The 20,707-nt window shown below is 29.1% G+C and carries 23 protein-coding genes; 12 read left to right on the forward strand and 11 right to left on the reverse strand.

What is annotated here, in order from left to right:
* Window positions 1-2: 2 nt before the first annotated feature.
* On the reverse strand, window positions 3-824 hold the full coding sequence (locus tag ITB9_RS07680) for a glycosyltransferase family A protein (RefSeq protein ID WP_054851765.1): 822 nt from the start codon (window positions 822-824) through the stop codon (window positions 3-5).
* Between the two features lie 36 nt (window positions 825-860).
* On the opposite strand from ITB9_RS07680, the gene ITB9_RS07685 reads away from it, so the two are divergent.
* A complete protein-coding gene (locus ITB9_RS07685) occupies window positions 861-2,003 on the forward strand; it encodes a glycosyltransferase (protein WP_054851766.1) in 1,143 nt (380 codons plus the stop codon).
* Between the two features lie 4 nt (window positions 2,004-2,007).
* On the opposite strand, the gene ITB9_RS07690 is transcribed toward ITB9_RS07685, so the two are convergent.
* From ITB9_RS07690 to typA, 8 genes are all read right to left on the reverse strand, one after another.
* A complete protein-coding gene (locus ITB9_RS07690; RefSeq protein WP_054851767.1) occupies window positions 2,008-3,312 on the reverse strand; it encodes an O-antigen translocase in 1,305 nt (434 codons plus the stop codon).
* Window positions 3,313-4,413 (reverse strand): DegT/DnrJ/EryC1/StrS aminotransferase family protein, encoded by a 1,101-nt coding sequence (locus ITB9_RS07695; protein ID WP_054851768.1) that lies wholly within the window; start codon window positions 4,411-4,413, stop codon window positions 3,313-3,315.
* Window positions 4,406-5,251 (reverse strand): FemAB family protein, encoded by an 846-nt coding sequence (locus tag ITB9_RS07700; protein ID WP_261975584.1) that lies wholly within the window; start codon window positions 5,249-5,251, stop codon window positions 4,406-4,408. Before ITB9_RS07700 ends, ITB9_RS07695 begins: the two co-directional genes overlap by 8 nt.
* Before the next feature lie 156 nt (window positions 5,252-5,407).
* Window positions 5,408-6,886 carry a sulfatase-like hydrolase/transferase gene (locus tag ITB9_RS07705; RefSeq protein ID WP_054851770.1) on the reverse strand — a complete coding sequence of 493 codons (1,479 nt, stop codon included), beginning with the start codon at window positions 6,884-6,886 and terminating at the stop codon, window positions 5,408-5,410.
* Window positions 6,883-8,262, reverse strand: coding sequence for a hypothetical protein (locus tag ITB9_RS07710; RefSeq protein ID WP_054851771.1), 1,380 nt, complete (start codon window positions 8,260-8,262; stop codon window positions 6,883-6,885). The genes ITB9_RS07705 and ITB9_RS07710 overlap by 4 nt, the downstream gene beginning before the upstream one ends.
* Window positions 8,262-8,462: a hypothetical protein gene (locus ITB9_RS07715; RefSeq protein ID WP_054851772.1), complete on the reverse strand. Its 201-nt coding sequence runs from the start codon at window positions 8,460-8,462 to the stop codon at window positions 8,262-8,264. Before ITB9_RS07715 ends, ITB9_RS07710 begins: the two co-directional genes overlap by 1 nt.
* A gap of 53 nt (window positions 8,463-8,515) precedes the next feature.
* Window positions 8,516-9,286, reverse strand: coding sequence for a nicotinamide mononucleotide transporter family protein (locus tag ITB9_RS07720; protein ID WP_054851773.1), 771 nt, complete (start codon window positions 9,284-9,286; stop codon window positions 8,516-8,518).
* A 3-nt stretch (window positions 9,287-9,289) separates the two neighbouring features.
* On the reverse strand, window positions 9,290-11,089 hold the full coding sequence (gene typA, locus ITB9_RS07725; protein WP_028290336.1) for a translational GTPase TypA: 1,800 nt from the start codon (window positions 11,087-11,089) through the stop codon (window positions 9,290-9,292).
* 224 nt (window positions 11,090-11,313) lie between these two features.
* On the opposite strand from typA, the gene ITB9_RS07730 reads away from it, so the two are divergent.
* From ITB9_RS07730 to ITB9_RS07750, 5 genes are read left to right on the forward strand one after another with little or no spacing between them, the layout of a single operon-like run.
* Window positions 11,314-13,092: a DUF4836 family protein gene (locus ITB9_RS07730; protein WP_054851774.1), complete on the forward strand. Its 1,779-nt coding sequence runs from the start codon at window positions 11,314-11,316 to the stop codon at window positions 13,090-13,092.
* Between the two features lie 11 nt (window positions 13,093-13,103).
* The gene (locus ITB9_RS07735) at window positions 13,104-13,736 is read left to right on the forward strand and encodes an ATP-binding cassette domain-containing protein (protein WP_054851775.1); all 633 of its coding nucleotides are present in this window, start codon (window positions 13,104-13,106) and stop codon (window positions 13,734-13,736) included.
* The gene (locus ITB9_RS07740; RefSeq protein ID WP_054851776.1) at window positions 13,733-14,926 is read left to right on the forward strand and encodes a hypothetical protein; all 1,194 of its coding nucleotides are present in this window, start codon (window positions 13,733-13,735) and stop codon (window positions 14,924-14,926) included. The genes ITB9_RS07735 and ITB9_RS07740 overlap by 4 nt, the downstream gene beginning before the upstream one ends.
* A gap of 31 nt (window positions 14,927-14,957) precedes the next feature.
* Window positions 14,958-15,776, forward strand: a complete 819-nt coding sequence (gene kdsA, locus ITB9_RS07745; protein WP_028290340.1) for a 3-deoxy-8-phosphooctulonate synthase — start codon at window positions 14,958-14,960, stop codon at window positions 15,774-15,776.
* Between the two features lie 24 nt (window positions 15,777-15,800).
* Window positions 15,801-16,664, forward strand: a complete 864-nt coding sequence (locus tag ITB9_RS07750; protein ID WP_054851777.1) for a hypothetical protein — start codon at window positions 15,801-15,803, stop codon at window positions 16,662-16,664.
* 3 nt (window positions 16,665-16,667) lie between these two features.
* Here the strand turns inward: ITB9_RS07750 and ITB9_RS07755 are convergent, their stop codons facing one another.
* Window positions 16,668-17,015 (reverse strand): DUF1801 domain-containing protein, encoded by a 348-nt coding sequence (locus ITB9_RS07755; RefSeq protein ID WP_054851778.1) that lies wholly within the window; start codon window positions 17,013-17,015, stop codon window positions 16,668-16,670.
* Between the two features lie 8 nt (window positions 17,016-17,023).
* Window positions 17,024-17,398 (reverse strand): hypothetical protein, encoded by a 375-nt coding sequence (locus ITB9_RS07760; RefSeq protein WP_028290343.1) that lies wholly within the window; start codon window positions 17,396-17,398, stop codon window positions 17,024-17,026.
* Between the two features lie 146 nt (window positions 17,399-17,544).
* On the opposite strand from ITB9_RS07760, the gene ITB9_RS07765 reads away from it, so the two are divergent.
* Genes ITB9_RS07765 through ITB9_RS07790 form a run of 6 tightly spaced genes read left to right on the forward strand, consistent with a single transcriptional unit; the run spans window position 17,545 to window position 20,681 of the window.
* Window positions 17,545-18,159 carry a hypothetical protein gene (locus ITB9_RS07765; RefSeq protein ID WP_054851779.1) on the forward strand — a complete coding sequence of 205 codons (615 nt, stop codon included), beginning with the start codon at window positions 17,545-17,547 and terminating at the stop codon, window positions 18,157-18,159.
* 28 nt (window positions 18,160-18,187) lie between these two features.
* Window positions 18,188-18,481: a transcriptional regulator gene (locus ITB9_RS07770; RefSeq protein ID WP_054851780.1), complete on the forward strand. Its 294-nt coding sequence runs from the start codon at window positions 18,188-18,190 to the stop codon at window positions 18,479-18,481.
* A 44-nt stretch (window positions 18,482-18,525) separates the two neighbouring features.
* Window positions 18,526-19,008, forward strand: coding sequence for a hypothetical protein (locus ITB9_RS07775; protein WP_054851781.1), 483 nt, complete (start codon window positions 18,526-18,528; stop codon window positions 19,006-19,008).
* A complete protein-coding gene (locus ITB9_RS07780; protein WP_054851782.1) occupies window positions 19,005-19,637 on the forward strand; it encodes a vancomycin high temperature exclusion protein in 633 nt (210 codons plus the stop codon). Before ITB9_RS07775 ends, ITB9_RS07780 begins: the two co-directional genes overlap by 4 nt.
* Complete coding sequence (locus ITB9_RS07785) at window positions 19,637-20,023, forward strand: DUF2809 domain-containing protein (RefSeq protein ID WP_054851783.1); 387 nt, start codon at window positions 19,637-19,639, stop codon at window positions 20,021-20,023. Before ITB9_RS07780 ends, ITB9_RS07785 begins: the two co-directional genes overlap by 1 nt.
* On the forward strand, window positions 20,010-20,681 hold the full coding sequence (locus ITB9_RS07790; protein WP_054851784.1) for a DUF1361 domain-containing protein: 672 nt from the start codon (window positions 20,010-20,012) through the stop codon (window positions 20,679-20,681). The genes ITB9_RS07785 and ITB9_RS07790 overlap by 14 nt, the downstream gene beginning before the upstream one ends.
* The last annotated feature ends 26 nt before the right edge of the window (window positions 20,682-20,707 follow it).

Below are 20,707 nucleotides of genomic sequence, written 5' to 3' on the forward strand. Positions count from 1 at the left end.
ATTTATTTTTTTAGCGATTTATATTTTTTTATTCCTGATAAACCTACTTTAAATTTTCTAAAAATTTGACTAGTATTAATTTTATTTTGATGAAAAAGTAAATATAGGTGATGTATTAATTTAAAATATGAAAAAACTCCATAATACTTACAAAATAGGGCACTCACTCCAAAAATATTTTTATCAGTAGCATCTAATTGTCCGGAACTAAATACTGGATGCGATAAAATTAATTCAGGTTTAAATCGAGGTTTTAGATTAAGTTTTAAAGCATCACGCATGAAGATGTACTCGTCTGCTGTTTCAAATACTGATCCTAAACCAAAATTGACATCAAACAATAAATTACTTGCTAATATTTTTTCTCTTTTAAAGGAAATCACTACAGAATTTACGGATTGAATAGAGTTCAAATCATGTTTCAAAACTTTTGGATAAGCCTTGAACAACTCTCCATCAAAGTTTTCCATTTTAAAAGTTATAATAGCAGCTTGCATATTTTGTATATGAGCTTCTAAAATCAAATAATCAAAATTAGATTTGAATTTAACATCATCGTCTACAAACAAACAAATATCTCCTGTTGCCTCTAAAATTGCAAGGTTTCTACTTTTGGACAAACCCTTTTCAAAACTATTAACAACCTTTATGTTTTCTATATCTGAGTGTAATAGGTTAGCTTCGGTAGTTTGATTAACTATTAAAATATTAAATTTTTTGTAGTCACTAAACGGAAACAAATCTACCAAAAAATGTAAAGAGGACCGATTCATTGTTGCAATTAGCAACTCTAAATTAACATCTTTTATTTCAGCATTACCCATTAAAAATTATCTTTGAAACAAATGTATAAAATATAAATGAAGATTTTATTAGTTGGGGAATACAGTAGACTCCATAACTCTTTAAAAGAAGGGTTGGTCGCTTTAGGGCATGAAGTTACAATAATTGCTTCTGGTGATGGATTTAAAAATTATGATGTTGATATTGACATCTCTTCAAAACTTAAAAATGTACGACTATTTTCATTTTTAAATAAAATGTTCACCAGATTCTTTAGACTCAATTTTATAGCAATTGAAAATGCTTATCGTTTTAAAAAACAACTTCCAAAATTAAAAAACTACGATGTAGTACAGTTAATTAATGAAGACGCATTGCATATCAATCCTAAACAACAAATTAGACTTTTAAAGCAATTAAAAAATCAAAATAAAAAACTGTTTTTACTCTGCTGCGGAGATGATTATATTACTATAAAGTATTACTTACAAAACACAATTAAATATTCTATTTTAACGCCATATTTAGAAGATAAATCGTTGAAAGGAAAATATAATTACTCACTTAAATACCTTTCAGATTCTTATAAAAAATTACATGATTTTATTATAAAAAATAGCTATGGTACTATTGCAACAGATATTGACTATCATTTACCCATGCAATCTCATCAACATTATTTAGGATTGATTCCTAATCCTATAAACATAAATATTGTTAATTATCATCCTATAAATACTAAAGGTAAAATTGTGATTTTTCATGGTATAAATAAATTATCAAAAATTAAAAAAGGAAATATTTATTTTGAAAAAGCACTAACTATTATTAAATCCAAATACCCTGATAAAGTAACAATCTTATCTAGTGAAAACGTACCCTACAAAACTTATATTAACACTTACAATAGTGCACACATTATTTTAGATCAAGTGTTTGGTTTTGATCAAGGCTACAACGCATTAGAAGCTATGGCTAAAGGTAAAGTTGTCTTTACAGGTGCAGAAAAAGAATGGTTAGATTATTATAATATTGAAGCTAACACAATTGCAATAAATGCACTTCCTGATGTAGATTATTTAGTACAAAAATTAGAATGGTTAATACTAAACCCTAATCAAATTGAAACTATTTCAAAAAACGCACGTGCTTTTGTACTTAAAAATCATGACTATAAAACTATAGCTAAGCAATACGTACAGACTTGGAAAAATGCTTAACGTATTATAATTCATTTTTTTCTGGTATAACACCAAATAACGACGAGTAAAATATTAATAATATGATTGCATAATACAATACATAAGTTACAAAATGTGCCATATTAGCACCAACTAATCCAAACTCGTCTATTAAAATTTTACTTGTAAAATAAAGCACTACTACTGAAAATGCTTCAGTTATTATATAATGCCAAAACATACGTTTTGCTAAAAACTGATAGGCTATAACAATAGACAACACCTTAATAAAATCACCTAATAATTGCCAAAAAAACAATTCCTTAACAGGCAAAAATTCTTCTGTTAAAACAACTCTAACAATAAAATGTCTCAAAAAGTAAATTACAATTAACCCTAATGCGAAAATTGGAATAATTGTTTTATAAAAACTAAAAACTTCTTTTCTAAATTCCTTAATATTATCAATTTCAGAAAATCTTGGTAAAATATATAAAGTTAATAACGAACTGATAAACAATAAATAATACTTAGATATACGGTTCATTGCTTCCCAAAATCCAGCTTCTTTCAAACCAATATTATCTATAATATAAGTTCTAATTAAAATAGCGACAACTGGCAATATTATTGCAGAAAACAAAGCCATACCAGAATAAGACCCTAATTTTTTAGCAAAACTAAAACTAAAGTTACTAGCTCTAATTAATTTTACCACATTACGTCGATTTAAAATACCCACTAAAGTAATTAAAAATATTAAGGATTCAGTTGTAACAACAGCTATTAACGCTCCATCAATCTGCTCTAACCAAATCAATAATATTGTAACTATTGCTCCTAAAACTTGACCGAAAATATTGAATATTATTAAATATTTATATTTAGAAAACCCGTTTAGTATTGAAAAAGCAAACATATTTAACGCATAAAACGGTAATGCTACCGCAAAAATCTTAATGACATAAGCATAATTGTTATCCTCTGTAAATATTAACTCATTTATATAGTCTGCCTTAAAATACACAACAAAACAAGTTAACAGGGACATTATAAATCCCAAGTAAAAAACAGTCGATAAGGTTTTACTAAGTTGTACAACATCATTTTTAAACTCTGCTATATATTTTACAACCCCTTTGTACAAACCCAAAATAGATAATGATTGTACAGATCCAACAAAGTTTCTTAAGTTACCGACCAAAGCCATACCCTCTGACCCAACATAAATTGCAATAAACTTAGAAGTTAAAAATCCAGCTATTATTTTTATAATAACAGATACTGAGTTAAGTGAAGCAACTCTAACCAGAACATTATTACTTATGTATTCTAGGATTTTTTTCAATTAATAATTATTAATTAGTGTTATTACTTTTTTGACTTGATCTTCACTCATCACTGGACTAATTGGTAAACTAACACAAGTGTCGTGAATTTTTTCTGTTATTGGAAGTTTTAAATCATTAAATCGACCAAGTGCTTTTTGCTTGTGTGGTGGCACTGGATAATGTATTGCTGACTGTACTAAATTAGCTTCAAGATAGTCCATAAACTCTTTTCTATTCTCCACTAAAACGACAAACAAATGAAATACATGATTATCTGAACCATCATAATAAGGCAAAGTAATTTTACTGTTTTTGATATTAGCTAAATAACGTTTTGCTATTGCTTTTCTATTTTGATTGTCTTGATCTAAGGCTTGTAATTTAACAGACAAAAATCGTGCTTGTACATCATCTAATCTGTTATTTACACCTAATCTTTCATTATTATATTTAGATATTGTGCCATAATTACGAAGTTGCTTAACTACAACAGCTAATGTGTTATCATTTGTAGTTATTGCACCTGCTTCACCTAAAGCACCTAAGTTTTTACTTGGGTAAAAACTAAATGCTGCAGCATGACTTAAGCTGCCTGCTAAACCTCCTTTACTGTCTTTTGCTCCGTGTGCTTGTGCAGCATCTTCAATTAATAATAAATTATTATTTTCTGTTAATTCTAAAATAGCTTTAGCATTTGCTAATTGTCCATACAAATGAACCATCAAAATAGCTTTTGTTTTTTTTGTGATGTGTTGTTTGTATTGATTAGCACTACAGTTAAACGTTGCTAATTCTGGCTCAACAAAAACAGGAGTTAATCCAACTTCTAAAATTGAAATTATTGATGCTATATACGTATTGGCTGGTACCAAAACCTGATCTCCTACTTGTAATTTTCCTAATTGAATATAGGCTTTGAAAATTAATATTAAAGCATCTAAACCACTACTAACACCTACACAGTGTTTAGTGTTACAATACGTTGCAAACTGAGATTCAAAATTTGAAACACCTTCACCTAAAACATAATGTCCAGAATTTAAGAAGGATGTAAATTGTTTTTTAAAATCGGTTTCAAATCGATGATTAATTTTATGCAAGTCTAAAAATTTAATCATTACAATTCATCTTAAAAGTATCCTGAAAATATATCTGACAACCTAACTCTTCCTTTTGTTTTAAAAGTCCTTCATTTACACCAAGTACACTATTATCCATTACAGTTCCCATTGAGAAGTATTGCTTTCCTTCGACTTTATATTTTTTAATTAAATACAAAAAAAGATAATCTAACGCTCTATATTTTTCACCTAAAACTGTAGTTGCTCCATATTGAGATTTAACCACAGTTTGTGTTTCAAAAATTGTTATTCCTGCTAATAATTCTCCGTCTTTAATTATATTAAACTGCTTGATATTATCAGGAAATTTATTACTTAAATTTTCAATTTCTTTTAATGTATGAACAGGTTTTACATTATGTTTTTCTATTAATCTTGGCGACAAAACTGTATTCCAAAACGAGGTGTATGATTTTGTTTCTACAATATCAAAGTTATAAATTTCACCTTTTCTATAATGTTTAAGTTTAGTTTTATGTATTTGTAATGGTTGAGAATAGTCTATTGCCAATACTAACGCTCTATTTTTTAACATCGCTTTTTTAGACAATACATAATCTAAATATTTAGCTGAAACTTTATAATATATTTGAGGAATTAATTTACAATAAAACCAATTAATTTGTTGTGATTTAAAATACGTTTTTAATGACTCTGTAACCTCATAAACAAAATTCATCTCAGTTTTATTTGCAAACACCAAGCCTCCATAAGTTAGACCTTGATGAGAATAAATACTATCATTACTTTTATTAGCAGGAAGTAATGCTACTAGTGTTTCGTTTTTATAAATCATTAAAGAAAAATCTGTAAATCTATCTTTATGATATTCCATAAAGTCACGATTAAAAAGAAATGTTCCATTTATTGACTTTGAAACAAACCTATTCCAAATTGCATAGTGCTCTTGATTATATGGTTGTATATTGTAAATAATAGCTGTTTTTTTTAAGTAATCGAAAATACTAATTAATCTTCATTTAAATCACTTTTAGTTAGATAATGGATTAAACACGGTATTTCCTTTTGCATCAATATATTTATAGACTCCAAATGGAGCGCCTTTATCTATAATTATATAACTACTGTCTTCTTCTAAAGAATTAAGATATTTTTTATCTTGACTTAAATGAGAAAATAATATTCTAAAAAAATTAACTGGTGTTTTAAATTTATAATCAAAATCAGGTGATTGATCATTCCATTTTATTGACAACATAGCGCTATAAATAGAATAAATTAACCCTTTATCTTCCATCTTTGTTGCTGACTCCTTGGTATTATTAAAGCCAACAAATCCTCCATGATCTGCACTAATTATAATTAATGCATTTTTGTCTTTGTTTTCTATTATTTCAATAGCATTTTTTAGCCAAAGATTAGTTTCTTCTAAACGATTTAAATAAGCTATTCTTTCTGACTTTTTATTAGCCCAATCTGCAGACATATTAGTTATATGTGATGGTAAAAGTTTTTCAATAAAATAAAAACTTGGTGACACCAATTCTTGGGACAACACCTGCTGCAAATCTTTTAAAACTTCTTTTTTAACTGAAAAACCTTTGTCATTGTAGGCAATCTCACTAGGATTAATATTACAATAATCATATCCCATTTTTGGTCTATTTACTAAAAAGTAAGGATGCTCCAACAATAAATGAGTTTTATAATTGTTCTTTTTAAAAATTTGCAAAACAGGATTATCAGTCACTATTACCTGTCTAGCATTAATCAATTCATTAAAGGCTTTTACAGGTTCAGAATAATAATGATGTTTCATTGCAAAAAGAGAACTGTTCGAGCTTAGAGTAGAGAAATAATTACTCCTATAATTTTTATAGTTTTTAAAACCATTAGTTTTTAGATAATTATTAAAATTTGAATTATCAAAATCATAATACCCTTTATCTAAAACCTCTACATTTACATAACCATCCACTTGAATCATATAAATGTTTGGCTTAGTTTTAAAAATCACATTTTTAATAGCATCTGGTTGATCTAACCACTGATTGCTATAAGAAAAATGTCTGAATAGTATTGGCACTAACATAACGCTTGACAGTAATCCTAATAGCAATTGAAACACTACTATTTTTTTAAAAAAATTATAAAAAGCTATTGCACAAATTATTGATAAAAAAGCAATAAAAAACAAATATTTAGCACTAATCCCAATCGTACTAATCATTAATAAATAGCCAAACCATGAGATATTAACCCCTAAATATAACTGCTTTTTATATGTCTTTAAAAAAGTTATTTTTGTTAAAAGAAAAGAAATACTTAGCATTACAATTACTGGAATGACCAAATAAACTAGCAAAAAAAAGAAAAATTGATAAAATGAATTAACCTGAGTGAAATTTGAATTATAATAGTAAAACATTGGATACAATCCTGAAGCTAAACCTGTAATAACAGGGTAATCTGCTTCACTATTTACAAATTTCAGAATACGTTTTTTCATTTAACTTTCATTAAATACAGTACACGATGTGTGCCTGTGATGTGTTGTTTTTCAATAATTTGAAAATAATTTTTGTAACTATTTTCAAAATTATCTTCATTATAAAAATCAAAATACGCTTTAAAATCGGTTTTGCTGTTTAATAAACGCTGTACCCAAGAATCTTCTCTTTTAGGAAATTCAATAATAAAATCTTTTGAAAACGAAGCAAAAAACCTAGCAGACATGTCAAAACTAACATTTCCGCTTAATGACATATGATGTATTACAGCTAAAGCCAACGTCGTATCAGGAGCAAAGTCTTTGATTCTTTTTAAAAACGAAAATCGCTCAAAATTATTAAAACCTATACTTGCTGAAGGATTTAAAACATCTAAAACAAAAGGCGTGATGTAACTATCTTTATTTGTATTTATAAGTTTAAAATTGTGGTCTACAGCATTATTATCTATATCACAAACTAAAGCATGTTGCAATGATGCTTTTATTTTTCTAACAAAAGTGCCATCATTACCACCAATATCTATAAGTGTTTTAGTGTTTAAATTATCAACCCATTGGTTAATTATTTTTGACTTAAAGTCGAATGAACTATCACTATAATTAATCTTGTTATAGTAATTACCCCATTCGCTACTTTCTTTTAAATTCAGCTTTCTTATATAATCAAACAGGCTTTGTACAATATTTAACTGTGCTTTTTTACTTAATGTGCTTGCTTTTGTTTCTCCTTTATAATCTTGGTTATGCTTATCTTCAAACTTGGCTAAAAGATGAATATTTGAATACAAAAAAGGATTCAATTTAGTCTTAAACGGAAGCATAGAAGCTAACATTTTAAGAGGAATGCCATCCATAAAACTATTAAGAAGTTTTAAAGACTGTGAGCCATGATAATGTGCTAAAACTAATGGTCCTAAAAAATGAGTTACAAATTGCTTGTAAGCTCTCCAAGGTGAGTTTTCTATATAAAAATCAAAAGACAACGTGTCTATAAAAACAGCTTTACCCTTATTAAAAGTAACATTAAATGCAGAAGCGTCTTTTAAAGTAAATCCATGCTCAATAGCAAATTTTTGAAGCTTTAAAGTTAATAATGCTGCAGCTTTGTATTGATTAAAACTCCACTCATAAGGGTAGGTAATAAAAGAGATGTGCTCTGGCTGTAAAACTATCTTTTCTGAAGACGAAAAAACTTCGTCGTGTTTAACTAGTAATTGATTATCAAATAACTGTTTAAAAAAACCAGATTCATTTAAGGCTTGATATTGCTTAAAGTAAATAGGGTTAATTTGTCTTTTAACAACTCCTTCTTCAACAAAAATAAAACCAGAAGGATCTTTATAGGACGCAGTATGATTAATTATATTGGTCACTAGTTACTTGTGTTATCTGTATCAGATTCTTTAACATTTATATCGTCAAACAAATCATCATTATCTTTTTTAGCTAACCCAAAAAAGGCTTTAACTTTATACAAAATGTTTTTTGAAAATAGCAGGATTGCTGCTACTGCTGCCACAATAGACTGAATAATCATTGCACCTAAACCTGGATCAAAATAAAGACTATACATTGTTTGTTTTTTGTAAATATAAACAATGTAATAGTGCTTTTAAAAAATAGATACTATTTAACGTTTGGATTTTGTTTTATATCTCCATTTAAACGCCAATCAAAAAAAGTAAGGGTTGAGTTTATAATGTAAAATACATATTTTACAATATTTGCAATATTACCTTGAATTACATTTTTTATAATTTGTGCTAAATTATAAAAGGACCAAGTTAAAAAGGTTTGCTCATATTTAAAGGCTGTACTTATATTTCCAACCAATGATATACCAAATATTATAGCTACTGTATGCTTAAAAAACTGATTTTTAATATTAGTTCCAAACCAATAAAAACCTAAAAATACAAGTGTATAAGACACTATAAAAGCCAAAGCAATTAGCAGCCAATACTTAGCATCTGCTTTTTTTACTTGTTCACCTTCGCTCCATTTTTTTGTAGCTAAAATAGCAATAATAAAAGTTAATGGATAGGTAATAATAGCAGAGTGATTACCAAACAAATAATCTATTATTCCGGAATTGACGGTTGTAAAAACACCTATTAAATTACCTAGATTTTGTTGTTTAACAATCATTCTTGCTGCTAGTAAAGACACCACAGCTCCTAATGTAGATAATAAACCAATTGGAAAAGCGCCTTTAGATATGTAGTCACTAAAACTAGAAAGAGGTATCCCAAATTGGATACCTCCTTGATAATATATAGTTTCATGAAAACCTCTGTAAAAACAGATAACAGTTACCAAAACCACACCAACAATATCAATATATTTAGAGTGTACTACACGTCTAAGTGTTGGATTTGGTAACTGTATTGGTTTCAAATGTTATGCAATCTTGTTTCTTTTACGATCGTTTTCTGTTAACCAGATTTTACGTAAACGTAAGTGATTTGGTGTAACTTCAACATACTCATCTTTTTGTATGTATTCTAAAGCTTCCTCTAAACTAAACTTGATAGCTGGTACAATTTTAGCCTTATCATCTGCTCCAGAACTACGTACGTTACTTTGCTTTTTAGCTTTAGTAATGTTTACAGCCATATCATCTTGACGAGAGTTTTCTCCGATTACTTGACCTTCGTAAATATCTTCTCCTGGTTCAACAAAAAACTTACCTCTATCTTGTAATTTATCAATAGAATAAGGAATTGCTTTACCGTTTTCCATAGAAATTAATGATCCTGATATACGTCCAGGAATATCACCTCTTAATGGTTGGTACTCTTTAAAACGGTGTGCCATAATAGCTTCACCTGCAGTTGCTGTTAATAATTGGTTACGTAAACCTATAATACCACGAGAAGGAATTAAAAACTCACAGATCATACGATCTCCTTTAGTTTCCATACTTAATAATTCTCCTTTACGTAATGTTACAAATTCTACAGCTTTTCCAGATACTGTTTCTGGCAAGTCAATAGTTAATTCTTCAACTGGTTCACATTTAACACCATCAATTTCTTTAATGATTACTTGTGGTTGTCCAATTTGTAACTCATAACCTTCACGACGCATTGTTTCGATTAAAACAGATAAGTGTAATACACCACGTCCAAAAACCATAAACTTATCAGCAGTATCAGTTTCACCTACTCTTAGCGCTAAGTTTTTCTCTAATTCTTTTTCTAAACGATCTTTAATGTGTCTAGAAGTTACATATTTACCGTCTTTTCCAAAGAAAGGAGAATCGTTAATAGTAAACAACATACTCATTGTAGGCTCATCAATTGCAATAGATTTTAAACCTTCTGGGTTTTCAATATCTGCAATAGTATCTCCAATTTCAAAACCTTCAATACCTACAACTGCACAAATATCTCCTACTTGTACGCTTTCTACACGTTTACGTCCTAAACCTTCAAATATAAAAAGTTCTTTAACTCTACTTTTAGCAACAGTACCATCTCTTTTTACTAAAGAGATTTGTTGCCCTTCTTTTAATTCACCTCTTTGTAATCTACCAATCGCAATACGACCTGTAAAAGAAGAAAAATCTAAAGATGTAATTAACATTTGTGTTGTTCCTTCATCAAACTTAGGTGTAGGTACATGCTCTACAACCATATCTAATAATGGCTCAACGTTATCAGTTTCAACTTTCCAATCTTCACTCATCCAGTTATTTTTAGCCGAACCGTAAACTGTTGGAAAATCCAACTGCCACTCTTCTGCTCCTAACTCGAACATTAAGTCAAATACTTTTTCATGTACTTCGTCTGGAGTACAGTTTTCTTTATCTACTTTATTTACAACCACACATGGTTTTAAACCTAAGTCAATCGCTTTTTGTAATACAAAACGCGTTTGAGGCATTGGTCCTTCAAAAGCATCAACTAATAACACAACACCATCTGCCATGTTTAATACACGCTCTACTTCTCCTCCAAAATCGGCGTGACCAGGTGTGTCAATAATATTAATTTTAGTGTCTTTGTATATAACAGAAACGTTTTTAGAAGTAATTGTAATTCCTCTTTCACGTTCTAAATCGTTATTATCTAAAATTAAGTCTCCTGTATTTTCGTTTTCACGAAACAATTGACAGTGGTACATAATTTTATCAACCAACGTTGTTTTTCCGTGGTCAACGTGTGCAATAATTGCAATGTTTTTGATATTAGCCATAATTGTGCCTTATTTTAAGCGTGCAAATGTACTTAATTTTTATCGAAAAAACAGCTTAATTTTTTTTTTGATAAATTTTTAAAAATAAATGTAACATTTTTATAAGAAGACACACAGATAGTTATGTTAACTTAAGGTAATGGTTTGATATTTATTTTGTTAAAAATATTATATCATTAGCTTTGTTGACATATTAATCAATATCCAAATTTTATTCTTAAAAAATGAAAAAACTATTATCCCTTCTTACCATCACCTTTTTATTTGCAAGTTGTAGCAAAACCATTGACGAAGCTTACCTTGTACCTAAAGACGCTATTGGTGTAATGTATATTAACTTAGAGTCTTTATCTAAAAAAAGTCAAGATTTAGACTTTAGCAAACTAAGTATAAACACAATAATTGAAGACAAAGCACCTGAAGAAATCAAAGACTTTGTAAATCAGTTAATGACGCAAGACAATATTAACAACACTTTTAGAAAAGAATACATCTTAGGTTTTGGGTCTTTTAAAAGAATGTCTGGAGTTGGTGGTTTAATATTACCTATCAAAGATGCTGCATCATTTGAAGCCTTTATTAAGCCAATGATAGACAAATTAGGTAATCTAGAAAAAGAAGACAATGTTGGTAAAGACAATGCTTACACAGTGTATTCTGACAGAGAGTTTGCTATTGGTTATAATGATAAAACTGCTTTAATTATTGGAGCTAATAATTATGCTGCTGCAGAATTAAAAGATCTAACAGACCTAGAAAGACAAGAGTCTATTTTGGCAACCAACTATTTTGATGACTTTTTTGACACAAAGCAAGACATTGGTGTGCATGTAACATCTACACCTTTAGGAGATACTTTTGATGGTATATTAAATGCTTTTTCTGGATTTGATATTGATTTAGAAAACAATAACATTACTTACTACGGAAGTTTTGAAAACGACCACTTACATACAGACACTAAGCTAAAATTAAATAATGACATTAAATCTTTAATAGCTTATGACAAGTGGATGACTACATCATATAGCAAATCTATGTTAAATGCATTACCTAACGACCCATTGGTTGTAACAAAAATGTCAATAGATTTTGAAGCGTTTTATAAGCATATTGTTAGCCTTCAAGACAATAAATTATTACCAGTTCAAATTAGAGAAGAACTTAAAAAAAACATGGAAAGATCAGATCGTGAAGCGTCCAAAGAAATTGGTATGACTACTTCTGACTTTACTGCGTTATTTGACGAAACAATAATGTTTGCCTTAACAGAAGGTAAAACAGTAAAAGATTCGGTTTACAGTTATGATTATTATTCAGGAGAAGAGTCTTATAAATTAATAGAAAAAAAAGTACCAAATATGTATGGTGCAATTGCTATTAAAGATAAATCTAAAGTTTCAAACTTTTTAAGCCTTATTAAAGAAAAAGGAGCGCCTTTACAAGAAATTAGTAAAGATTATTATAGAGTAGACAACGAAGCTTTTGTGGTAATTACTGACGATTTAATTTTGATTACTAATGATGAAGAACGTGCTAGCCAAATGAAAAACAATGGTCAGTTAACTAATAACTTGTCAGATTTTAAACATAAAGACAAATTATCACACTCAATGTATGTGTATTCTAAAGGAAACATTGGAGCAATTACTAATGACTTTTCAAGTTCATTAACTAACATGTTCAATCCTTATGGTCGCTATAACGCCTATGATAGTAATAATGCTATGAGTAAATTATCAGAAACAAGTAATGAACTATATGAAAAATATTATGGTGAAATTCATTATTTTGTTGATGTTGATGGTAGTGAATCTTTCTTATACACCAAAGGTGGTAAAAACTCGTTAATACAATCTATCAAATATGGTGACGAATTGGCTAAAACTATGAGTACATTTGAAGATGACCTAAAAGAAGAAGAAGAAGAAGAAGAAGAAGTGAATGAAGAGGTTATTGAAGAGATAATTGAGATAGAAGAAGTTGAAGAAACAACTAACTAACACAAGCCTAAGTGCATATAAACATACAATCTATTACACCAGATTTTTTTACTCCAGCTTCGTCAGAAGTCTGGAGTAAAAATTTTGAATTACTTCCAAATTCAAAATATCTAGTTAAAGCAGTTTCAGGAAGCGGGAAAAGTTCTTTTTTTAACTTCCTTTATGGATTAAATAATCGATTTTCGGGTACCATACAATTTGATAATTCGGCTATAGCTTCATTATCAGAAAACGACTGGACGTCTTTAAGACGAAACAAAATAGCAATTGTGTTTCAAGGTTTACGTTTGTTTCCAGAATTAACAGCTATGGAGAATATTCAACTTAAAAACACTTTAACTAATCATAAAACTGAAACCGAAATCTTAGCAATGTTAGCGCAATTAGACATCGATCAATTAGCTAATAAAAAAGCAGACACGTTATCTTATGGACAGCAACAACGTGTAGCAATTGTTAGAGCTTTATGCCAACCTTTTGAGCTATTACTACTTGATGAGCCTTTTAGTCATATTGATAAAGCACAAATTACAAATGCAGTTAATTTGGTTAACCAACAAGTAGAAGCCAATCAAGCAACCCTTATTGTAGCTAGTTTAGGAGACACTTATAACATCAATTATACTAAAACTTTATTATTATGATTGATACATTATTAAAAAAACAAGTTGATAAATCTCAACTTATCTTTTTTGCTTTAAGCTCTAGCTTAGGCTTAGCAATTTTATTAATCGTTATTCAATTATTTATTGATACACGCTCAGTTTTTAATTCTGAAAACGATTTATTAGGCAATCAAAATCTAATAATTTATAAAGATTTAGGACGTGATAATGCTTTTACAGACCAAGAAATAAAAGAATTACAACAACAACCTTTTATTAATAAAACAGGTGGCTTTACACATGGCACTTACCGTGTTTTAGCAAGTGTAACACTGCCTAATTACACTGGTATTTCAACCGAAATGTTTTTAGAAGCTGTTGGTGACCAATTTATTGACATCAAAAGTACTGATTGGTCGTGGCAACCAGGAGACAGAGAAGTCCCTATTATAATTCCTAAAAATTATATAAACCTTTATAATTTTGGATATGCAGCAAGTACTGGAATGCCTCAAATTAATGAAAAAATTATACGACAAATCCCAATCGAACTTAAACTAACTGGTACAAGTCAAACCAAAATGTATCCAGCTTACATTTTAGATGCATCAGAAAAAATAAATTCGATATTAGTACCAGAATCGTTTTTAAATCATACTAATAAAACGCTAAGTCCAAATAAAGCTAGCAAAATTTCTCGAATAATATTAGATGTTATCAACCCATCTGACCCAAAATTACTAGAGTTTTTAGCATCAAAAAACTACAATTATTTATCAAACGATGTACAAAACTCAAAATTAGGCTATGTATTAAAATTAATATTAAGCGTGGTTTTAGCAATTGGATTGTTAATCACATTTTTATCCATTTATTTAGTAGTTACTAACATTAACCTACTGATATTAAAAAACAAACAGACCATAACACAGCTTCATTTTTTAGGATATTCTAAAGTTCAGATAGCTAAAGTATATCATAAAATAGCTTTTAAAATCTTAGGTATTTCAATTATCATTGCTTTACTAATCAGTATTGGATGTAAGTTTTGGATTGCTCCTTATTTAGAAATTTTACAAGTTGACAGTACATTAATTACCATTGCTTACCTTATTATTATAAGTATTATAATTTTTATTGGTTTGGCTGTATATTATCGTAAACATACCAATAGTAAAATCCAGCAAATGTTAAGACCAAACACAAGCTTATTAACTACTGAAAATTAACGTATCTTTGTTGCCTAATTTATTTAAAATAATGACACTTCAAGATATACCAAAAATAAAACATACTGATAGTAAAAACTTTTTTTTGCTATGTGGACCTTGCGCTATTGAAGGCGAAGACATGGCTTTTAGAATTGCTGAAAAAGTAGTTACAATTACCAATAAGCTAGAAATCCCTTATGTATTTAAAGGTAGTTTTAAAAAAGCAAACCGAAGTAGAATTGATAGTTTTACAGGAATTGGTGATGAAAAAGCTTTAGAAATATTAGCTAAAGTTTCAGAAAAATTTAATGTACCAACGGTTACAGACATACACGAAGCTAGTGATGCTGCTAAAGCTGCACAATATGTAGATGTATTACAAATACCAGCTTTTTTAGTTAGACAAACAGATCTTGTTGTTGCTGCTGCAAAAACAGGAAAAGTTGTTAACCTTAAAAAAGGTCAATTTATGAGTCCTGAAGCTATGAAGCATGCAGTACAAAAAGTAAAAGATGCTGGAAGTGACAAAGCCTGGATTACTGATAGAGGTACAATGTTTGGTTATCAAGATATGATTGTAGACTTTAGAGGTATACCTACAATGCGTCAATTTGCTCCTACTGTTTTAGATGTAACACACTCTTTACAACAACCAAATCAAAGTGCTGGTGTTACTGGTGGACGTCCAGACATGATTGAAACTATTGCACGTGCTGGAATTGTAAATAATGTAGATGGTTTGTTTATAGAAACACATTTTGATCCTGCTAATGCTAAAAGTGACGGAGCAAATATGTTACACTTAGATAATCTTGAAAATTTACTAAGCAATCTAGTAGCTATCAGAAAAACTATTAATAGTTTATAATTACCAAAATTTCTTTTTTAAATAATGAAAAATTTAACGCTAAAACATTTAGCATTACTAAGTCTTACGCTATTTTCAACACTAGCGTTTGCCCAAAATAACAACGACACGCAGAGATACACTGCTAATAATAAAGGAAAATTTTATATCAGTTGGGGAGGAAACAGAGAGACGTTTTCTGAATCTGACATCAGGTTTCAAGGTGATGGTTACGACTTTACTATTAAAAACGCTACTGCAGAAGACAAACCTAAAGGTTGGCATGTAGACTATATTAATCCAACTAGAATGACCATACCACAAACCAATTTTAAAGCTGGGTATTTTATTTCTGACAAATACAATATATCACTTGGTGTGGATCATATGAAATATGTAATGAACAGAAACCGAAACCAAAATGTAACCGGTTATGTTAACCTTCCTGCAGATGAAGAAGGGAGTGTATTTAACCAAGAATTTGATGGCAGTGAATATGTTGTATCTGAGGACTTCTTAAAGTTTGAACACACCAATGGATTAAATTATGTGTATGTAGAAGTCAATAGATTTGATGATATATCGTCTATATTTAAAATAAATAATACAGACAAGTTTCAATTAAATATAACAGAAGGTCTTGGTGCAGGTGCTTTGTATCCAAAAACCAATACGACGCTTTTAGGTAAAGATACTTATGATGAGTTTCATTTATCTGGTTACGGAGTTTCAGCAAGTATAGGGCTAAACTTCACCTTTTTTAAATACTTTTTTATTCAAACCGATTTAAGAGGTGGCTATATAAACATGCCAGATATTAGAACAACTAGTAATGCTAATGAAAGTGCTTCACAACACTTTTGGTTTTTACAACGTGTATTTTCAATTGGTGGACGTTTTAGATTATAAAAACTAATACAAAGTCAATGCATCCTTTAAAACAGTAATAATTACAGTATCCTTTATTTCATCTACAGATTGATACCTTAAAGACATCATTTTCTTTCTGTTTTCAGTAATATGATGAGACTTATATGCAGTAATTTGTGTTCCTTTTACAAAAGCTAAATCTACAAATTGCTTTTTATGACTAGCGTTTAAATAACAAAAAGGCATTCCGTTTACATAGTAAAACGGAATGCTCCATTTGTATTTTAATTCAAAATCTGTTATTGTGTATTCTATAATAACCTGCAAATGCAACAAAATAGAACGATACGGTTTTGGTTGTTTTATTATATAATCTTCAGCAGGATTCAATAGCTATACTATAAAATATGTAGTAAACTTAACACACCAATAGCTAATAAAGCAATTCCAATAATAGCTTTAAAAGGCATTAATTTTCCAGATACTTTTTTTAAGGTTTCTTCTAAAGCTGGTACTTTTCCAAACACGTGAGTTAACAATAATAATCCACCAATAATACTTACAATCCCGTAAATACTAAAACCGCCAGATAAAAGCCCAAGTATTGGTAGCACTATTAATGCGCCTCCAATTACCGTCTGAAAAGGAGCTAAAACACCTGCAATTTTATTAAAAAAGTTAGCGTCACCATCCCATTTATCAAGTGTTGCTAATCCTAATAACACACCTCCTGAGATGTTTGCGATGTCTAAAAGTAATCCTGTTAATGCCATAATAATTTATTTTTTTAATTGGTTAAAGGATAAATTTATGAAAATAAACCGCACAAAAGCACAAATGTTAAAATGAATATTAAGAAACTTTTAACTTGTGTATTAAAACAAATTAAATTTACTTTGCAATTCAAAGTACTTTTACCATGAGCGATACAGATTATTTAAAAGACATTAGCGAGATTAAAAATTTAATGAATAAATCTTCAAGATTTATTTCATTAAGCGGTCTTTCTGGGATTCTAGCAGGTATATATGCATTAATTGGTGCTGCAGCTACTTACTATTTGGTTACAAAATATAGCTACGGAACGTTAATATTAGATGGTTGGGTATTTAGAAGTGTATTTTTAATTTTAATAATGGTAGCTGTTTTAAGCTTTATAACTGGAGTGTATCTAACTACAAAAAAGGCAAAACAAAACGGAGAAAGTATTTGGGATAGCTCCTCAAAACGGTTAATCTTTAATTTTTTAATTCCGTTAATAGCTGGAGGATTATATATTTTAATAATACTTAGTCAAGGACGCTATGGACAAACTGGTGGTTTAATGCTTATTTTTTATGGTTTAGCATTAGTTAGCGCATCAAAATATAGCATTGGTACAATAAAGTATTTGGGCTTTGCCGAAATTATTTTAGGACTAACCGCAACCCTTTATCCTGGTTATGGGTTTTGGTTATGGGTTATTGGTTTTGGAATAATGCATATTGTTTACGGTACATATATGCACTTTAAATATGATGTAAAAAATAAGTAATATTTTAGCGGAGGCAGAAATTAAATAAATGAACATAATTACTAACATCAATAAAGTATTTGACCACAGAATTAGACTTGGTATCATGTCTGTTTTAATGGTTAACGAGTATGCAGATTTTAAAACACTAAAAGAACTACTTGGCGCAACAGATGGAAATTTAGCAAGTCATACTAAAGCTTTAGAAAAAGCAGAATATATAATTGTTGAAAAACAATTTATAGATCGAAAACCTAATACAAGATATAGTGTAACCCAATTAGGTCAAGCCGAATTTAAAAAGCATATTAATGCGCTTGAAAAACTAATTAAAAAACAATAATCCTTTTTTTTAACTTTTAACTTTGAAAAACAAAGTACTTTAAAATGATAAAACAACGTAAACAAATCATCGCTTGGCTATTTAAAGTCACTCAATATGTATATACAAAATACTTTAAACGCAATGCACCATGGAATATCAAAAAACAGCAATTATTACAATTACCTCAGCATAGCTTTGGTTACCATTTGGGTGCATTTTTAGATACAAATGGATTTGAATTAATCCCAAAAGCAGAACGTCATGATGCCTATCACGTGTTAACTGGCTACAATAGTAATGAACAAGATGAAATTGCTTTACAATACCTGTGCTTTGGCAATGGTAAACGCAGTTTGTATTTGTTTGGTGTAATAATTATAGGAACAATAATATTACCAGATTACTGGACGTATTATAAGCAATCTTATAGTATTGGCAAAAAGGCTAATTCCTTTTACAACTTAGACTATAAAGGTTTATTAAACACCTCTTTAACAACATTAAAAAGTACCATATTTAAAAACCCTAATAACATAACAGAATGAAAACTTACATCAAACGTTTTTTAACCTTAACCATTTTAATGATACTTGCTGTAATATTGGCAAACTTTCATATTGAATATAGCGCACAAGGAAAACTGTTTAATAATATTGAAGATATCCCTAAAAACCGAGTGGGTTTAGTCTTAGGTGCTGGCAAATATGTTGGAGAAAGTAGTCGTGTTAATTTATATTACAAATACCGTTTAGAGGCTGCTTTTTCACTCTTTAAAAACAAGAAAATAGACCTTATTTTAATTAGTGGAGACAATAGTAGCATTGATTACGACGAGCCTTCAACCTTCAAACAGGACTTAATACATTTAGGAGTTCCGGAAGACAAAATAGTATTAGATTATGCAGGTTTTAGAACTTTAGATTCTATTGTCAGAGCTCATAAAGTATTTGGTTTAACCAATTTTACAATCATATCACAACAATTTCATAATGAACGTGCCATTTACTTAGCCAACAATAACCAACTAAATGTTATTGCTTTTAACGCAAAAGACATAAAAGGTAAATATGGATTGCGCACTAAAGCAAGAGAATATTTAGCCAGAACAAAAGCCATTATAGATGTTATTATAAACAAACAGCCTAAATTTTTAGGCCCTAAAATAGAACTATAATGTCTTTAAAATTTAACCCTATATTTTTTGCCCTAACAATAACTTTATTAGTTACAGAAATTAGTATTGCTTACTTCTTAAACAGTGGATTTATCCGTTTTACACTAGGCGATTTTCTATCATCAATACTTGTGTATTGCGCTATAAAAACAATTTTTAAAACGTCCACAATTACTGTAGCTATTATTGCATTAATAATTTCATTTAGTATCGAGTTTGCCCAACTAGCAAATCTACTAGATTATTTAGACCTAAGACATAACACACTAACTTCCATAATACTTGGTAGTCATTTTAGTGTTCAAGATTTAATTGCTTATGCACTTGGTATAATAACTATTTATTTTGTTGACATTAATTACATCACGACTCATGAAAACTATTAGGCACATTTTACTTACCCAATACAAAACAATACAATCAGTAATTATACTAACAACATTTAGCATACTATTACTACTACTTAGGATAAAGTTAACCAACACATATTATTTCATATTTTTAATTTGGAATTTATTTTTAGCAGGAATCCCTTATTTAATAAGCAGTTATTTGTCAACTTATAACATTATAAATAAAATGTCGCTTTTGACTATTAGTTTTGTTTGGTTGCTATTTTTACCTAATGCTCCTTATATAGTTACAGATTTATTTCATTTAAAATATAGCCATCAAGATTTACTTTGGATAGACACACTTATCATTATAGTATTTGCGATAACAGGACTAATTTTGTTTTACAAATCGATAAAAACAATGTGTTTAATTTTTGAGACTTACGTCGAAAAGAGAGTTGTTACATTCAGTCTACCAATACTATTCATGTTAGTTGGTTTTGGAGTATACTTAGGTAGATTTTTACGATTTAATTCATGGGAAATAATAAATAAACCTTGGACTATAATTGAAACCATTATGTCCATAATTTTACATCCAATAACATATAATTATGCCTGGATATTTTCGATTGTATTTGGAGCAACTTTGTATGTTGGTTATTACATTTCAAACTCATCAGCTTATAAAACAAAAAAAGCGTCCTAAATTAGGACGCTTTTTTATTCTTATTT

The organism is Olleya sp. ITB9 (assembly GCF_001315805.1).
GTDB classification, from domain to species: Bacteria; Bacteroidota; Bacteroidia; order Flavobacteriales; family Flavobacteriaceae; genus Olleya; species Olleya sediminilitoris.

What these genes read in the sequence shown, in the direction of transcription:
- ITB9_RS07680 (WP_054851765.1), bottom strand. Translation starts at nt 824, where the DNA reads ATGGGTAATGCTGAAATAAAAGATGTTAATTTAGAGTTGCTAATTGCA.
- ITB9_RS07685 (WP_054851766.1), top strand. Translation starts at nt 861, where the DNA reads ATGAAGATTTTATTAGTTGGGGAATACAGTAGACTCCATAACTCTTTA.
- ITB9_RS07695 (WP_054851768.1), bottom strand. Translation starts at nt 4,413, where the DNA reads ATGATTAAATTTTTAGACTTGCATAAAATTAATCATCGATTTGAAACC.
- ITB9_RS07700 (WP_261975584.1), bottom strand. Translation starts at nt 5,251, where the DNA reads ATGGAATATCATAAAGATAGATTTACAGATTTTTCTTTAATGATTTAT.
- ITB9_RS07705 (WP_054851770.1), bottom strand. Translation starts at nt 6,886, where the DNA reads ATGAAAAAACGTATTCTGAAATTTGTAAATAGTGAAGCAGATTACCCT.
- ITB9_RS07715 (WP_054851772.1), bottom strand. Translation starts at nt 8,462, where the DNA reads ATGTATAGTCTTTATTTTGATCCAGGTTTAGGTGCAATGATTATTCAG.
- typA (WP_028290336.1), bottom strand. Translation starts at nt 11,089, where the DNA reads ATGGCTAATATCAAAAACATTGCAATTATTGCACACGTTGACCACGGA.
- ITB9_RS07730 (WP_054851774.1), top strand. Translation starts at nt 11,314, where the DNA reads ATGAAAAAACTATTATCCCTTCTTACCATCACCTTTTTATTTGCAAGT.
- ITB9_RS07740 (WP_054851776.1), top strand. Translation starts at nt 13,733, where the DNA reads ATGATTGATACATTATTAAAAAAACAAGTTGATAAATCTCAACTTATC.
- kdsA (WP_028290340.1), top strand. Translation starts at nt 14,958, where the DNA reads ATGACACTTCAAGATATACCAAAAATAAAACATACTGATAGTAAAAAC.
- ITB9_RS07750 (WP_054851777.1), top strand. Translation starts at nt 15,801, where the DNA reads ATGAAAAATTTAACGCTAAAACATTTAGCATTACTAAGTCTTACGCTA.
- ITB9_RS07760 (WP_028290343.1), bottom strand. Translation starts at nt 17,398, where the DNA reads ATGGCATTAACAGGATTACTTTTAGACATCGCAAACATCTCAGGAGGT.
- ITB9_RS07765 (WP_054851779.1), top strand. Translation starts at nt 17,545, where the DNA reads ATGAGCGATACAGATTATTTAAAAGACATTAGCGAGATTAAAAATTTA.
- ITB9_RS07770 (WP_054851780.1), top strand. Translation starts at nt 18,188, where the DNA reads ATGAACATAATTACTAACATCAATAAAGTATTTGACCACAGAATTAGA.
- ITB9_RS07775 (WP_054851781.1), top strand. Translation starts at nt 18,526, where the DNA reads ATGATAAAACAACGTAAACAAATCATCGCTTGGCTATTTAAAGTCACT.
- ITB9_RS07780 (WP_054851782.1), top strand. Translation starts at nt 19,005, where the DNA reads ATGAAAACTTACATCAAACGTTTTTTAACCTTAACCATTTTAATGATA.
- ITB9_RS07785 (WP_054851783.1), top strand. Translation starts at nt 19,637, where the DNA reads ATGTCTTTAAAATTTAACCCTATATTTTTTGCCCTAACAATAACTTTA.
- ITB9_RS07790 (WP_054851784.1), top strand. Translation starts at nt 20,010, where the DNA reads ATGAAAACTATTAGGCACATTTTACTTACCCAATACAAAACAATACAA.